The 13,926-nt window shown below is 70.6% G+C and carries 16 protein-coding genes; 8 read left to right on the plus strand and 8 right to left on the minus strand.

Annotated features, from left to right (window positions below; all coding sequences use genetic code 11):
• Position 1: 1 nt before the first annotated feature.
• Complete coding sequence (locus tag DIE17_RS27995) at positions 2-1,828, minus strand: autotransporter assembly complex family protein (RefSeq protein WP_124521611.1); 1,827 nt, start codon at positions 1,826-1,828, stop codon at positions 2-4.
• 254 nt (positions 1,829-2,082) lie between these two features.
• On the opposite strand from DIE17_RS27995, the gene DIE17_RS28000 reads away from it, so the two are divergent.
• The 4 genes from DIE17_RS28000 to panD all read left to right on the plus strand — a co-directional run bounded on the left by DIE17_RS28000 (position 2,083) and on the right by panD (position 4,673).
• Positions 2,083-2,271: a DUF3460 family protein gene (locus DIE17_RS28000; RefSeq protein ID WP_044849219.1), complete on the plus strand. Its 189-nt coding sequence runs from the start codon at positions 2,083-2,085 to the stop codon at positions 2,269-2,271.
• Between the two features lie 4 nt (positions 2,272-2,275).
• Positions 2,276-3,148 (plus strand): segregation and condensation protein A, encoded by an 873-nt coding sequence (locus DIE17_RS28005; protein WP_044849220.1) that lies wholly within the window; start codon positions 2,276-2,278, stop codon positions 3,146-3,148.
• A gap of 257 nt (positions 3,149-3,405) precedes the next feature.
• On the plus strand, positions 3,406-4,245 hold the full coding sequence (gene panC / locus DIE17_RS28010; RefSeq protein ID WP_124521549.1) for a pantoate--beta-alanine ligase: 840 nt from the start codon (positions 3,406-3,408) through the stop codon (positions 4,243-4,245).
• Positions 4,246-4,286: 41 nt separating this feature from the next.
• Positions 4,287-4,673 carry an aspartate 1-decarboxylase gene (gene panD / locus DIE17_RS28015; RefSeq protein WP_006484038.1) on the plus strand — a complete coding sequence of 129 codons (387 nt, stop codon included), beginning with the start codon at positions 4,287-4,289 and terminating at the stop codon, positions 4,671-4,673.
• A gap of 194 nt (positions 4,674-4,867) precedes the next feature.
• Here the strand turns inward: panD and DIE17_RS28020 are convergent, their stop codons facing one another.
• The 4 genes from DIE17_RS28020 to DIE17_RS28030 all read right to left on the minus strand — a co-directional run bounded on the left by DIE17_RS28020 (position 4,868) and on the right by DIE17_RS28030 (position 7,954).
• On the minus strand, positions 4,868-5,527 hold the full coding sequence (locus tag DIE17_RS28020; protein WP_044849222.1) for a ParA family protein: 660 nt from the start codon (positions 5,525-5,527) through the stop codon (positions 4,868-4,870).
• 126 nt (positions 5,528-5,653) lie between these two features.
• Positions 5,654-6,067, minus strand: a complete 414-nt coding sequence (locus DIE17_RS28025; RefSeq protein ID WP_044849223.1) for a DoxX family protein — start codon at positions 6,065-6,067, stop codon at positions 5,654-5,656.
• Between the two features lie 162 nt (positions 6,068-6,229).
• A complete protein-coding gene (locus DIE17_RS37565; protein WP_185500425.1) occupies positions 6,230-6,370 on the minus strand; it encodes a hypothetical protein in 141 nt (46 codons plus the stop codon).
• Between the two features lie 81 nt (positions 6,371-6,451).
• Entirely contained in the window at positions 6,452-7,954 is a 1,503-nt protein-coding gene (locus DIE17_RS28030; RefSeq protein ID WP_124488456.1) for a cobyric acid synthase, read from the minus strand.
• Positions 7,955-8,028: 74 nt separating this feature from the next.
• Between DIE17_RS28030 and cobU the strand changes: the two genes are divergently transcribed.
• Genes cobU through DIE17_RS28050 form a run of 4 tightly spaced genes read left to right on the plus strand, consistent with a single transcriptional unit; the run spans position 8,029 to position 11,447 of the window.
• The gene (gene cobU / locus DIE17_RS28035) at positions 8,029-8,589 is read left to right on the plus strand and encodes a bifunctional adenosylcobinamide kinase/adenosylcobinamide-phosphate guanylyltransferase (RefSeq protein ID WP_124488457.1); all 561 of its coding nucleotides are present in this window, start codon (positions 8,029-8,031) and stop codon (positions 8,587-8,589) included.
• A complete protein-coding gene (gene cbiB / locus DIE17_RS28040) occupies positions 8,583-9,527 on the plus strand; it encodes an adenosylcobinamide-phosphate synthase CbiB (RefSeq protein WP_124521547.1) in 945 nt (314 codons plus the stop codon). Before cobU ends, cbiB begins: the two co-directional genes overlap by 7 nt.
• Positions 9,520-10,539 carry a threonine-phosphate decarboxylase CobD gene (gene cobD / locus DIE17_RS28045; RefSeq protein WP_124488459.1) on the plus strand — a complete coding sequence of 340 codons (1,020 nt, stop codon included), beginning with the start codon at positions 9,520-9,522 and terminating at the stop codon, positions 10,537-10,539. Before cbiB ends, cobD begins: the two co-directional genes overlap by 8 nt.
• On the plus strand, positions 10,536-11,447 hold the full coding sequence (locus DIE17_RS28050) for a cobalamin-binding protein (protein ID WP_124521545.1): 912 nt from the start codon (positions 10,536-10,538) through the stop codon (positions 11,445-11,447). The genes cobD and DIE17_RS28050 overlap by 4 nt, the downstream gene beginning before the upstream one ends.
• 47 nt (positions 11,448-11,494) lie before the next feature.
• On the opposite strand, the gene cobC is transcribed toward DIE17_RS28050, so the two are convergent.
• From cobC to cobT, 3 genes are read right to left on the minus strand one after another with little or no spacing between them, the layout of a single operon-like run.
• Positions 11,495-12,079 carry an alpha-ribazole phosphatase gene (cobC, locus tag DIE17_RS28055; RefSeq protein ID WP_124521543.1) on the minus strand — a complete coding sequence of 195 codons (585 nt, stop codon included), beginning with the start codon at positions 12,077-12,079 and terminating at the stop codon, positions 11,495-11,497.
• The gene (locus tag DIE17_RS28060; protein ID WP_124521541.1) at positions 12,064-12,840 is read right to left on the minus strand and encodes an adenosylcobinamide-GDP ribazoletransferase; all 777 of its coding nucleotides are present in this window, start codon (positions 12,838-12,840) and stop codon (positions 12,064-12,066) included. Before DIE17_RS28060 ends, cobC begins: the two co-directional genes overlap by 16 nt.
• Positions 12,830-13,885, minus strand: coding sequence for a nicotinate-nucleotide--dimethylbenzimidazole phosphoribosyltransferase (gene cobT, locus DIE17_RS28065; protein WP_124488463.1), 1,056 nt, complete (start codon positions 13,883-13,885; stop codon positions 12,830-12,832). Before cobT ends, DIE17_RS28060 begins: the two co-directional genes overlap by 11 nt.
• Between the last annotated feature and the right edge of the window lie 41 nt (positions 13,886-13,926).

The following is a 13,926-nucleotide window of genomic DNA, read 5'->3' on the forward strand; positions in this document are numbered from 1 at the left end:
GTCAGAAGGCGATGCCGAGCGTCAGGTACGGGCGCACGCTGTGGTTGCGCAGTCCGTACGCGACGTCGACGTTGATCGGGCCGACGGGGCTGCGCCAGCGCGCGCCGATGCCGACGCCCGGGTAGAACACGCGCTCGCCCCACGCATCGGTCGCGGTGCCGATGTCGAAGAAGGTCGCGGCGCCCCAGTCGCGGTTGAACCAGTGCTGGTATTCGGCGGTGCCCGTCATCAGGTACTTGGTCGGCAGCACGGAGCCGGCGACGCTGTTGCCGATGCTCTGGTAACCGTAGCCGCGCACCGAGTTCGAGCCGCCCGCGCGGAACAGCAGCGATGCCGGCACGCCGGTCGAGCTGCCGCTCGTGAACACGCCGCCGAGCTCCGCGCGGAACACGAACAGGTCGCGCTTGCCGATCGGCACGTACTGCTGGCCGCGCGCGTAACCGCGGATGAAGGTCTGGTCGGTCAACACGCCCTTGATCGCGAAGCCGGCCTCCGCGTGGATCAGGTTGCCCGAGCGCGGGAACAGCGGATCGTCGACGTTGCGGCGCGTCCATGCCCACTGCGGCACCAGCGCGCGGCTCGTGGTCGGGCCGGCGCCGTTCTGGTCGAGCCGGTCCTGGTAGAACATCAGCGAGTACGCGTAGTCGATGAACTGGCCGGTGCGCGTGCGCTGCACGCCGACCCGCGCGCTGTAGATGCGCGTGTCCGACACGTTGGTGTTCGTGTACGACGCGAGCACGCTGTTGGTCCACCCTTTCGCGCCGGGCGGCATCGACAGCTGGACCTGGCCGTACTGCTGGATCTGGTCGAGCCGGCCCGACACGGTGAACGGCCACGCGGCGCCGAACGTGTCGAGATACGTGTAGGAGCCCTGCACGTGCGGGCCCGTATCGGTCGCGTAGCCGACGCCGCCGCGAATGTTGTTGTACGGGAACTCGCTGACCTTCACGTGCACGGGCGTACGCTCGGGCTTCGACGTATCGTCGCCGACGTCGATCGCGACGCTCGCGTAGTACGGCGTGTTCTGCAGTTGCCGCTGCAGCTCGGTGATCCGCTGCACGTCGTAGATCTCGCCTTCCGACAGCGGATTGACGTTCGTGACGATCTTCTCCGGGTAGCGGCGCACGCCATCGACATCGACCTTGCCGATCGTGAATGTCGGGCCGCTGTCGAACGTGACGGCCAGCGTCGCGCGCTGCGTGCGCGGGTCGATGCGCGCCTCCGACGACGCGATCTTCGCGCCCAGGTAGCGGCGCGCCTGCAATTGCCTGAGCGCCGCGCCCTTCGCGACGTCCCAGTCCGATTGCGTGAACGGGTCGCCCGGCTTCAGCGAAAACGCGAAGCGGGTCGCGGCCTCCTGCTTCGGATCCTCGGTGCCGACCGGGCCCTTGAACGTCAGGTCGACCGTCGACACGACGGTCTGCGGCCCCGGATCGACGGCGACGCGCACGTCCCGCTTGCCGTCGCGCGTGCGCACGTCGGTGCGCACGACCGGCGAAAAATAGCCGGCCGTCGCGGTCAGGTCGCGCACCTGCTGCGGTGTCGCGGTCACGAGGAAGTCGAACTGGTCGTCGCTGATGTCGTCGCGCTTCGCGAAGCGCGCGATGTCGAGATGGGCCTTGAGGAGCTTGCGGATCGAGCGCGGCGCGTCGATGTCGACGTCGTACTTCGCGTAGGCCGGCAGCACGACGAACGCGGCGAGACAGCCGACGAGGGCTGCCCGGGCCGCCGCACCGGCGCCGCGCCGTGCGCGACGACCGGGGTGTCGGGCCGCGCGCGGGCTCGTCTCATGCGTCGTGTGTGCTTGCTGGTTCGCGTGACCCGCCAAATATGACCTCACCCTCGGTTGTCGTGATTCCGTGGAAAACCCTGTATTTGACCACAAGGCGGCGGCCCTGCCCGCGCGGGCCCCGCTTTGACGCTTGCGCGCAACGACGCGCGCACGGGCGCGGCCGGCCGCGCCGCGGGCACCGGCCAGCGGATTCGACGCGCGATTGCCGCCGGCTGTTCCCCGCGATGCGGTAAAATCCCGCCATCGCGAATCCGGCGCATCGTGCGCCGCCCGAAACGGAAAGCCAAGCCATGCCGTACCAGTCCGACGTCACGCAATTCCTGAACCAGCTCAAGCAACAGAAGCCGACGCTCGAAGAAGAGCAGCGCAAGGGCCGCTCCCTGCTGTGGGACAAGCAGCCGATCGACCTCGACGAGCGTGCCGAGCAGCAGGAATCGCGCGTGAAGCAAACGTCCTACGTCTACTACCAGAACTTCTGACGACGTGAGCGCCGCCGACGAGGCCAGCGCCGCCCGGCAGGACGACGCGATCGCCGCGCCCGCGGGCGCCGATTCGACGCCCGACACGGTCGACGGTGTCGCGGCGTTCGCACGCCTGTACGGCGAGCCGCTCTTCAAGCTGCCGCAGGACCTCTACATCCCGCCCGATGCGCTCGAGGTGTTCCTCGAGACGTTCGAAGGCCCGCTCGACCTGCTGCTGTACCTGATCCGCAAGCAGAACTTCAACGTGCTCGACATCCCGATGGCGCAGGTCACCGCGCAATATCTGGGTTACGTCGACCAGATCCGCACGTCGAACCTCGAGCTGGCCGCCGAATACCTGCTGATGGCCGCGATGCTGATCGAGATCAAGTCGCGGATGCTGTTGCCGGTCAAGAAGGCCGACACGGGCGAGGAAGCCGAGGATCCGCGCGCGGAACTCGTGCGCCGCCTGCTCGAATACGAGCAGATGAAGCTCGCCGCGCAACGTCTCGACCAGTTGCCGCAGCTCGGCCGCGACTTCCTGCGCGCCGAGGTCTACATCGAGCAGAGCATCACGCCGCGCTTTCCCGACGTGAACTCGGACGACCTGCGCGCCGCGTGGGCCGACGTGCTCAAGCGCGCGAAGCTCGTCCAGCACCACAAGATCTCCCGCGAGGAGCTGTCGGTGCGCGAACACATGAGCCTGATCCTGCGCAAGCTGCAGAACGCACGCTTCATGGAGTTCGCCGACCTGTTCGACACGTCGCGCGGCGTGCCGGTCGTGGTCGTGAACTTCATCGCGATGCTCGAACTCGCGCGCGAATCGCTCGTCGAGATCACGCAGCCCGAACCGTTCGCGCCGATCTACGTGCGCCTCGCGTACCTGCCCGCGTAAGGCGCCCGCCGCCCCCGCCTCACCCCGCACACCGAAACACGCCGCATCCCGCCGCCGGGCCCGCCCGCGCGGACTGCCTGCGGCGCGCCCGCGTAAAAAGTGAACGATCGTACTTTTTTCGATGCGTCCGGCGGCCAAATCCTCTACAATCCGCCGACGCCCGATGCGCCGCCCGCGCGCCGGCGTTCTCCGCTTCGACCCCGACGCCGCTGTTGCGGCGCCAACGCGCGCCTGCGCGAGGAACCCGCTACCCGATCATGAAAGTCATCAGCTCGATCCAGGAACTGCGCGACCAGTTGCGCGGACAGAACCGCACGGCGTTCGTGCCGACGATGGGCAACCTGCACGAAGGTCACCTGTCGCTGATGCGCCTCGCGCGCCAGCACGGCGACCCGGTCGTGGCGAGCATCTTCGTCAACCGGCTGCAGTTCGGCCCGAACGAGGATTTCGACAAATATCCGCGCACGCTGCAGGACGATATCGAGAAGCTGCAGAAGGAAAACGTCTACGTGCTGTTCGCGCCGACCGAGCGCGACATGTATCCGGAGCCGCAGGAGTACCGCGTGCTGCCGCCCGACGACCTCGGCGGGATTCTCGAGGGCGAGTTCCGCCCCGGCTTCTTCGCCGGCGTGTGCACGGTCGTCACCAAGCTGATGTCCTGCGTGCAGCCGCGCGTCGCCGTGTTCGGCAAGAAGGATTACCAGCAGCTGATGATCGTGCGCCGCATGTGCCAGCAGCTCGCGCTGCCGGTCGAGATCATCGCGGCCGAGACCGTGCGTGACGAGGACGGCCTTGCGCTGTCGTCGCGCAACCGCTACCTGACGACCGACGAGCGCAAGGAAGCGCCCGAGCTCGCGAAGACGCTGCAACGCGTGCGCGAGAGCGTGCTCGGCGGCGAGCGCGACCTCGGCACGCTCGAGCAGCACGCGCGCACGCATCTGGCCGAGCGCGGCTGGGCGCCCGACTACATCGCGATCCGCCGCCGCGCGAACCTGATCGCGCCGAGCGCCGCCGAGCTCGAAGCCGGCGAGCCGCTCGTCGTGCTCGCGGCCGCGAAGCTCGGCGCGACGCGCCTGATCGACAACCTGGAAATCTGACGGGCCGCCCGCCCTCGCCTCACACGCATCACGGAGATACCATGCAGCGCCACATGCTCAAATCGAAGATCCACCGCGCGGCCGTCACGCACTGCGAGCTGCATTACGAAGGCTCGTGCGCGATCGACGAAGACCTGCTCGAAGCGGCGGGCCTGATCGAAAACGAACGGATCGACATCTGGAACATCAACAACGGCGAGCGCTTCTCGACCTACGCGATCAAGGGCGAGCGCGGCAGCGGGATGATCTCGCTGAACGGCTCGGCCGCGCGCCGCGCGCAACTCGGCGACCTCGTGATCATCGCTGCGTTCGCGATGGTCGACGAAGCCGAGCTGCAGGCCGGCTGGAAGCCGAAGCTCGTGTTCATCGACGAAGGCAACAAGATCAAGGGCCACCGCGACCACGTGCCGACGCAGAACTGGACCTGATTCACGCGGCGGCCGGCGTATCGCGGCGCGCCGGATCGCTGCCGCGGCGCCCCGCGCGCCGGGGCGGCCGAAGCCGCGCAGCCGCATACGTACGAAGGGCCTGATCCGGCACGCTGCCGAATCAGGCCCTTCTTCATTGGAGCGGGAACCGACCGAATTCGACCGGCTGCGCCGCGCGGGTTCGCCTCGCGCGCTCAGGACGCCTTCGCGACCTTCTCCGCTTTCGGTGCACGGCGCTCGGCCCATTCGACGATCGGCCGCCACTGCTCGAGATCCTTCTCGACGCGGCTCTTCGCGACGTCCCACAGCGTCAGGCCGTGCGCGGCAATCTGCACGTAGTTCTGCGTGTCGCGCACGTAGCCGAGCACCGGCAGCCCGAGCCCTTCGACGAAACGGTGCAGCTGGTCGGACGAGCGCGTGCGCGCGTCGACCCGCATCCCGACGATCCCGACCTCGACGCTGCCCTTGCGCACGGCCTTCTCGCCGGCGAGGCGCTCCAGAAACTGCTGGGTCGCGAGAATATCGAACATCGACGGCTGCAGCGGCACGATCACCTTGTCGGCGAGCTGCAGCGCGACGTTGAGCCGGTTGCCGTGCAGCCCGGCCGGCGTGTCGATCACCGCATATTCGAGGCCGCGCGGCGGCTTCGACGGCGCATCCGGGTCGAGCTCCCACGCCTCGATCGGCGGCAGGCCGGCCGGCCGCAGGTCGAGCCACGCATGCGCGGACTGCTGCCGGTCCAGATCGGCGAGCGCGACCCATGCGCCCTGCGCCGCGAAATAGCCGGCAAGATTGGTGGACAGCGTGCTCTTCCCCACGCCGCCCTTCGGATTCGCCACCACGATGACCGTCATGAATTCCCCCGAAAAAGCCGTGCGGCGCCTGCCGCCCTGGCAGGCGCCGCTCGATTGCGGATACAGGGAGCGATGATATCGGCAAACGGGGTGTCACCGGAACGGGTTGCGCCGAAGCCCCCCCGTTTATGCGGTCCGCGTCGCGGCGCGCGGTGCGCCGAGCGCGAACGCACCGCCGCCCAGCAGCGCCTGCACGGCCAGCGTGACGGCCCAGAACGCCGGGTATTCCCAGCCGCCGTTCGGCGACGCGAAGCTCCAGCCGTTCGGCAGATGCGCGGACACCGCGCCGAGCATGAACGGCAGCAGCACGAGTGCGGCGATCCGCACGCGGAAGCCCGCGAGCAGCGCGAGGCCGCCCGCCAGTTCGACGACGGTGGTGACATACGCGAGCCAGCCCGGCAGGCCGATCGACGCGAAAAACTGCGCGGTGCCGGGCAGCGTGAAGACGAACACCTTCTGCGCGACGTGCGCGAGGTACAGCACGCCGAGTGCGACACGCAGCAGCGTCGCGCCGAGATCGTTCAGGCGATTGGGGTTCATGGCGAATTCCTTCGTGAGTGGATGGGAATGGATCGCACTCTATTCGAATCGATTCGACCAATAAATATGCATTTCGGCTTTAACTGATTCCCGAATGGAACGAATCGGATCATGAAAAAGGGCATGACCGATCATGCCCCGATGCCTGCACCCCTGCGAACCTCAGCCGCCGCTCTTGCCCTGGGCGGCGTCGCCCGAGCCGGCCGGCCCGCCGCCCGGTGCATACGAATCACACGCGTGCGCAAACGCCGACGCGCCCAGCAGCACCGCGAGCAGCACACTCAACCACCATCGACCCTTCATCGTCGCGCTCCTTCGGGCGGACCTCCGCCCATCTGAGTTGTACGCGATCCGCCGCAAAATGCCAGGCCGGCACGCCATGCGTCAGCGGAACTCGGCGTACAGCGCGCGCAGGTCGAGATGCTCGGCGAACGAATCGGCCAGCCGCTCCAGCGACGCCTCGCGCAGCGCCGGATAGTCGATGCGTTCCGCGCCGTCGAGCCCCGCCCATGCGAGCAGTGCCGCGCACGCGTCGGGCGCGTCGAACAGCCCGTGCACGTAGGTCGCGAGGATCTGCCCGTCGGCCGACCGTGCGCCGTCCGGGCGCACGCCGCCCGGTGCGTCGCCCGTCGCCAGTTCCAGCGCGGGCGCCGCGAGCGCGGGCCCGCGCGTGTCGCCCATGTGGATTTCGTAGCCGTGCACCGCGGCCGCGCCCGGCAGCGCGAGCTGCCCGGTCACGTTCTTCAGCGTCTTGTCCGGCTGCAGCGTCGTGTCGAAATCGAGCAACCCGAGCCCCGCCACGCTGCCGGGCGCCCCTTCGAGGCCGAGCGGATCGTCCAGCGTGCGGCCGAGCATCTGCATCCCGCCGCAGATGCCGATCACCTTGCCGCCATAGCGCAGGTGCCGGCGGATCACCGCGTCCCAGCCCGCGTCGCGCAGCCACGCGAGATCGCGCTGCACGCTCTTCGAGCCGGGCAGGATCAGCAGGTCGGCGTCCGGCACCGGGCCGCTCTTCCAGTACGTGAACTCGACCTGCGGATGCGCACGCAGCGGGTCGAAATCGGTATGGTTGCTGATCCGCGGCAAGGCGGGCACCACCACGCGCAGCACGCCGGCATCGCCGCGCGCGGCGGCGCTGCGCGCCTGCGACGGCAGCATGTCCTCGGCATCGAGCATCAGCCCGTGCAGGTACGGCAGCACGCCGAATACCGGCTTGCCCGTCTGCGCGCGCAGCCAGTCGAGGCCCGGTTCGAGCAGCCTGATGTCGCCGCGAAAGCGGTTGATGACGAAGCCGCGCACGCGCGCGCGCTCGCTGTCCGACAGGCACGCGAGCGTGCCGACCAGGTGCGCGAACACGCCGCCGCGGTCGATGTCGGCCACCAGCACGACCGGGCAGTCGACGCGCTCGGCGAAGCCCATGTTCGCGATGTCGCCTTCGCGCAGGTTGATTTCGGCCGGGCTGCCCGCGCCTTCGACGAGCACCGTGTCGTAGCCGGCGCGCAGCCGCGCGTAGGACTCGAGCACCGCGTCGAACGCGACCGGCTTGTAGTCGTGGTAAGCACGCGCGTCGAGGTTCATGCGCGCCTTGCCGTGAATGATCACCTGCGCGCCGCGGTCGCTGGTCGGCTTCAGCAGCACCGGATTGAAATCCGTATGCGGCGCGACGCCGGCGGCCAGCGCCTGCAGCGCCTGCGCGCGGCCGATCTCGCCGCCGTCGGCCGTCACCGCGCTGTTCAGTGCCATGTTCTGCGGCTTGAACGGCGCGACCCGCGCGCCCGCACGGCGCGCGAGGCGGCACAGGCCCGCGACGAGCGTGCTCTTGCCCGCGTCGGACGTCGTGCCCTGGATCATCAACGTGCCGTGCGGCTGCGGTTCGGGTGCGTTCATCGTGTGCAAAGTCGTGGCGAAGCAAACGCGCATTATCGCCCGCGTGCGGCCGCCCGCGCCGTTACAATCACGCGATGATTCCGCACGACCTCACCTTCGTCCTCGGCGGCGCGCGCTCGGGCAAGAGCGCGCACGCCGAGCGGCTCGCCGCCGACAGCGGCCGCCCCGTCACCTACATCGCGACCGCGGCCGCGACGGCCGCCGACGCCGAATTCGAACGGCGCATCGCGCATCACCGCGCGCGCCGGCCGGCCGACTGGGGTTTCGCCGACGCGCCCGTCGACCTCGCCGGCACGCTCGCGCGGCTCGACGATCCGCACGCGTGCCTGCTCGTCGACTGCCTGACGCTGTGGCTCACGAACCTGCTGTGCCCGCTCGACGGCGAACCGCTCGACGATGCGCAGTACGCGGCGCAGGTCGGGCGGCTCGAGCACGCATTGCGCGGCGCGCGTGCGAAGGTGATCGTCGTCAGCAACGAAATCGGGCTCGGCGTCGTGCCGCTCGGGTCGGTCACGCGCCGCTACGTCGACGAACTCGGGCGCCTGAACCAGCGCGTCGCCGCGCTCGCGACGCGCGTGACGCTGCTGGTCGCCGGGCTGCCGCTCGAACTCAAGGCCGGAGCGCCGTCATGCTGATGCTGTCGCTGCCGCTCGTCGCGATGCTCGCGGTCGCGGCCGCGATCGTCGATCGTGTGATCGGCGAACCGGCCGGCTGGCATCCGCTCGTCGCGTTCGGCCGGCTTGCCGCGCGCATCGAAGGCGCGCTGAACACGGGCCGGCGCGGCCGCGTGGTCGGCGTCGCCGCATGGGTCGCGGCCGTGGTGCCGCCGGTGGCCGTCGCCGCGTGGCTCGCGGCCGTGCTGCCCTGGCCGCTCGCGGCCGCGCTGCACGTCGCGCTGCTGTGGTTCGCGCTCGGCGCGAAGAGCCTCGCCGACCACGTCGCGCCGATCGCCGCCGCGCTGCTGCGGCACGATCTCGATGCCGCACGCGCGCTGACCGCACGGATCGTGTCGCGCGACACGAGCGCAGCCGACGAAGGCGCGCTGTCGCGCGCGGCCGTCGAATCGGCCCTCGAGAACGGCAACGACGCGATCTTCGGCGCGCTCTTCTGGTTCGTCGTCGCCGGCGGCCCCGGCGCGCTGCTGTTCCGGCTCGCGAACACGCTCGACGCGATGTGGGGCTATCGCACGCCGCGCTTCCTGACCTTCGGCTGGGCCGCCGCGCGACTCGACGACGCGCTCAACTGGATTCCCGCACGCGTCACCGCCGCGAGCTACGCGCTGCTCGGCGACACGGCCGCCGCGTGGCGCTGCTGGCGCACGCAGGCGCGCCACTGGGACAGCCCGAACGCGGGCCCCGTGATGGCCGCGGGCGCCGGCAGCCTGAACGTGCAGCTCGGCGGCCCGGCCGTCTATCACGGCGAAATCGAAGACCGTCCCGCGCTCGGCACCGGCGCACCGGCGACGGCCGCGCACGTCGTCGCCGCGCTGTCGCTCGTCACGCGCACGCTCGCGCTGTGGCTCGCACTGCTCGTCGCGAGCGGCGCACTCATCCTCGCAACCCATCATGTCTGACGCACGCATCCCGCACGGCGGCAACCTGCACGAAGCCGCGCGCCGCCACGGCATTCCGTATGACGCCTGGCTCGACCTGTCGACCGGCATCAATCCGGTCGGCTATCCGGTGCCGCCGGTCCCGGCCGACGCATGGCGCCGGCTGCCCGACGACGGCGACACGCTCGCCGCATGCGCGGCCCGCTACTACGGCGCACCCGATGCCGCGCACGTGCTGCCGGTCGCCGGCAGCCAGGCCGCGATCCGCGCGTTGCCCGCGCTGCTGCCGGCCGGCGACGCCGGCGTCGCGCCGCTCGCGTACGGCGAATACGCGCCTGCCTTCGCGCGCCACGGCCATCGTGTCGTCCCGCTCGACATCGCCTCGGACGCGTTGCCTGCGACGCTGCGTCACGTCATCGTCGGGAATCCGAACAATCCGACTGCCGAGTTCGTTCCGACCGAACGGCTGCTCGGCTGGCATGCGCAACTGTCGGCACGCGGCGGCACGCTGATCGTCGACGAGGCCTTCGCGGATACGGGCGCCACGCCATCGCTCGCGCAGTACGCCGATCGTCCGGGCCTCGTCGTGCTGCGCTCGGTCGGCAAGTTCTTCGGGCTCGCCGGCATTCGCGCGGGCTTCGTGCTCGCGCGTCCCGAGCTGATCGCCGCGCTGCGCGACATGCTCGGCGCGTGGACCGTCAGCGGCCCCGCGCGTCACGCGGTCGCCGCCGCGTTCGCCGACCGCGCATGGCAGGCCGCCGCGCGCGAGCGGCTCGCGGCCGACGGCGCACGCCTCGCCGCGCTGCTGCGCACACACGGCTTCGCGGTGCACGCGACGCCGCTGTTCAGCTGGACAGACGACCCGCGCGCCGCCGCGCTGCATACGGCACTCGCCACGCACGGAATCTGGACGCGGCACTTCGCGCAACCGTCGAGCGTGCGCGTCGGCCTGCCGGGCAACGAAGCCGAATGGCTGCGCGTCGCCGACGCGCTCGCGCAGTGCGTGCCGACGCTGCAACGGGCATCCGCATGAACGCCCGCCCGTTGCGCCGGTTGCCGGCGCTCGCGATGCTGGTCGCGCTCGCGCCCTTCGCTCACGCCGACATCACGACCCGCGACGATGCAGGCAATGCCGTCACGCTGCCCGCACCGGCGCAACGCGTGATCAGCCTCGCGCCGCATGCGACCGAACTGGTCTATGCGGCCGGCGGCGGCACGAAGCTGGTCGGCACGGTCACGTACAGCGACTACCCGCCCGCCGCGCAGGCCGTGCCGCGCGTCGGCGACAACAAGGCGCTCGACCTCGAGCGGATCGCCGCACTGAAGCCCGACCTGATCGTCGTCTGGCGGCACGGCAATGCCGAGCGGCAGACCGATGCGCTGCGTGCGCTGCACATTCCGCTGTTCTTCAGCGAACCGAAGCATCTCGACGACGTCGCGACGTCGCTGCGCCGTCTCGGCACGCTGCTCGGCACGGAACCGGTCGCCGACGCGGCCGCGGCATCGTTTTCGCGCAACATCGCGGCGCTGCGCGCGCGTTACGCGGCGCGCCCGCCCGTCACGATGTTCTTCCAGGTATGGGACCGGCCGCTGACGACGCTCAACGGCGCGCATCTGTTCAACGACGTCGTCACGCTGTGCGGCGGCCGTAACGTGTTCGCGGCGCTGAAGCCGCTCGCGCCGACCGTCACCGACGAGGCCGTGCTTGCGGCGAATCCGGAAGCGATCGTGACGACGAGCGCCGGCGCGACACGCTCGGACGCGCCGCTGCCGAGCCTCGCGCGCTGGCGTGCATGGCCCGCGCTGACGGCCGTGGCGCGCAACAACCTGTTCGCGATCGACGGCGATCTGCTGACGCGGCCGTCGCCGCGGATCGCGCAAGGCGCGGCCGCGCTGTGCGAGGATCTCGACGCGGCGCGGACGCGGCGGCCGGCGCGCTGATTTCGGGCCTTGATGCGCTCGCCCGCGTCAGACGAGCACGCGACTGCCTACGCGTCCCAGTGGACGACTTCCCACGTGCGGGCGGCATCCTCCATGCGCAACCAGACGACGCCGCCCGTCGGCACCGGTCGTGACAGCAGCGTATCGAGCGGCACGCGCAGCGCATGCGATGCGAAGGCGCGAATAACGCCCGCGTGCGTGATCGCCCATTGCGGCGCGTCGGCCTGTGCGACCTCGCCGGCCACGCGCGCCACGCGCTCGACGAACCGCGCGACGCTTTCGCCGCCATGCGCGCACGCATGCATCAGGTCGGCCGCCCACGCATCGAGCGCGGCGCGGTCGATGTCGTCCCAGCGCTGCAGTTCCCACGCGCCGAAGTCCATTTCCTGCCAGCCCGCGTCGCGCCGCAGCGGCACGTCGAACGCGTGCGCAAGCCGCTCGGCGACCGACGCGCAACGCGTGAGCGGACTCGTCCAGACCTGCGCGGGCAACGGCGCCCCGAGCGCCGCCAGACGCTCGCGCATGGTCCGCGCCCCCGCCTCGGCCGGTGCGGCGAGCGGCACGTCGCTGCGTCCGTAGCACACGCCCTGCTCGACAGCGACGGCCGGATGGCGAATCAGGACGAGATCCATCCGAGCACCACGAGATAGATCGCCAGCTCGCTCAACTGCTGCGCGAAGCCGAGGCAGTCGCCCGTATAACCGCCGATCCGCTTCACGAAATAGCGGGCCGCCCATGCGCGCACGAGCACGAGCGCGACGACGGCCGCGACGCCCGCGCGCCAGTCCGGCCAGAACAGCCACGGCAACCCGAATGCGGCCACGACGCAGGCCGCGCGCGCGCCCATGCGCTGTGCAACCGGTTTTGCCTTGCCTTCCGGCCGGACGTAGTCGAGCGACATCAGCAGGCTCACGGCCGCCGCGCGGCTCGCCGCATGCGCGGCGATCATCGTCCACGCGGCGCGCAGCGGCGGCATGGCCGCGAGCGCCTGCCATTTCAGGCCGAGCGCGATCACGAGCGCGGCCGCGCCGAACGTGCCGATGCGCGAATCGTGCATGATCCGCAGCACGTCGTCGCGCGCGTAGCCACCGCCGAACGCATCGCAGCTGTCGGCCAGGCCATCCTCGTGGAATGCGCCGGTCGCGAGCAGCGTCGCGGCCATCGACAGCCCGACCGCGATCGACGCCGGCAGCACGCGCAGCGCCGCGAGATAGACGAGCGCGCCCCATGCGCCGACGCACGCACCGACCAGCGGGAAGTAGCGTGCGGCCTGATCGAGATCGCCGGCCGCGTAGCCGATCGCGCGCGGCACCGGCACGCGCGTGAAATAGCCGAGCGCGACGAAGAAGTAGCGCAGTTCGGCGCGTACGCCCTGCGCGCGTTCAGGCGTCACGATTGTCGACGCCCGCGGATTCGAAGCTCGCCATCTCGGTGAGGAACGCAGCCGCCGCGCGCACCAGCGGCAGCGCGAGCGCGGCGCCCGTGCCCTCGCCGAGCCGCAGGTCGAGCGCGAGCAGCGGCTTCGCGCCGAAATGCTCGAGCATGCGCCGGTGCCCGGCCTCGTGCGACGCATGCGAGAACACGCAGTAGTCGCGCACGCCGGGCGCGATGCGCTCGGCGACGAGCAACGCGGCCGTCGCGATGAAGCCGTCGACTAGGATCGTCATCCGCTCGCTCGCAGCCGCGAGATACGCGCCCGTCATCATCGCGATCTCGAAGCCGCCGAACGTCGCGAGCACGTCGAGCGGCGCGATCGCATGCGAATGCCGGACGAGCGCGCGGCCGAGCACCGCGCGCTTGTGCGCGAGCCCCTGGTCGTCGAGACCCGTGCCGCGCCCGACGCACGCGTCGATCGGCACGTCGAGCAGACGGCTCATCAGGCACGCGGCCGACGACGTGTTCGCGATCCCCATTTCGCCGAAGCCGATCACATTCGTGCCGAGCGACGCGTGCACGCGCACGCGCGCGGCACCCGCGGCGAGCGCCGTTTTCGCCTCGTCGTGCGTCATCGCGGGTTCGACCGCGAAATTGCGCGTGCCGCGCGCGACCGGCAGCGACACAAGCCGGTCGGACACCGGCAGCGGCGACGCGACGCCCGCATCGACGATCTCGAGCACGCTCTGCGCGACGCCCGAGAACGCATTGATCGCCGCGCCGCCGGCCAGGAAGTTCGCGACCATCTGCGCGGTGACCGACTGCGGATACGGGCTCACGCCCTCGGCCGCGATCCCGTGGTCGCCGGCGAACACGATCGTCACGGGACGCTGCACGTGCGGCCGCTCGGTGCGCTGGATCAGGCCGATCTGCAGCGCGAGCGCCTCGAGCTGGCCGAGGCTGCCGGGCGGCTTGGTCTTGTGATCGATCACATGCTGCAGACGCTTGCGCAGCGTGTCGTCGAGCGGCGCGATCGCGGGCGGGAAGTCGGTCGGGTTCGTCATCGGAAGGTTGCCTCGTTGGTGCGGCCGCTGCCGCGCATCGA

Source organism: Burkholderia sp. Bp9099, from assembly GCF_003857805.1.
Lineage (GTDB): Bacteria > Pseudomonadota > Gammaproteobacteria > Burkholderiales > Burkholderiaceae > Burkholderia.

Bases quoted from the DNA above. Each gene is read 5' to 3' on its own strand.
- cbiB (WP_124521547.1), top strand. From the start codon at position 8,583: ATGCTGATGCTGTCGCTGCCGCTCGTCGCGATGCTCGCGGTCGCGGCC.
- panD (WP_006484038.1), top strand. From the start codon at position 4,287: ATGCAGCGCCACATGCTCAAATCGAAGATCCACCGCGCGGCCGTCACG.
- DIE17_RS28020 (WP_044849222.1), bottom strand. From the start codon at position 5,527: ATGACGGTCATCGTGGTGGCGAATCCGAAGGGCGGCGTGGGGAAGAGC.
- DIE17_RS28050 (WP_124521545.1), top strand. From the start codon at position 10,536: ATGAACGCCCGCCCGTTGCGCCGGTTGCCGGCGCTCGCGATGCTGGTC.
- DIE17_RS37565 (WP_185500425.1), bottom strand. From the start codon at position 6,370: ATGAAGGGTCGATGGTGGTTGAGTGTGCTGCTCGCGGTGCTGCTGGGC.
- cobD (WP_124488459.1), top strand. From the start codon at position 9,520: ATGTCTGACGCACGCATCCCGCACGGCGGCAACCTGCACGAAGCCGCG.
- cobU (WP_124488457.1), top strand. From the start codon at position 8,029: ATGATTCCGCACGACCTCACCTTCGTCCTCGGCGGCGCGCGCTCGGGC.
- cobC (WP_124521543.1), bottom strand. From the start codon at position 12,079: ATGGATCTCGTCCTGATTCGCCATCCGGCCGTCGCTGTCGAGCAGGGC.
- DIE17_RS28030 (WP_124488456.1), bottom strand. From the start codon at position 7,954: ATGAACGCACCCGAACCGCAGCCGCACGGCACGTTGATGATCCAGGGC.
- panC (WP_124521549.1), top strand. From the start codon at position 3,406: ATGAAAGTCATCAGCTCGATCCAGGAACTGCGCGACCAGTTGCGCGGA.
- DIE17_RS28000 (WP_044849219.1), top strand. From the start codon at position 2,083: ATGCCGTACCAGTCCGACGTCACGCAATTCCTGAACCAGCTCAAGCAA.
- cobT (WP_124488463.1), bottom strand. From the start codon at position 13,885: ATGACGAACCCGACCGACTTCCCGCCCGCGATCGCGCCGCTCGACGAC.
- DIE17_RS28025 (WP_044849223.1), bottom strand. From the start codon at position 6,067: ATGAACCCCAATCGCCTGAACGATCTCGGCGCGACGCTGCTGCGTGTC.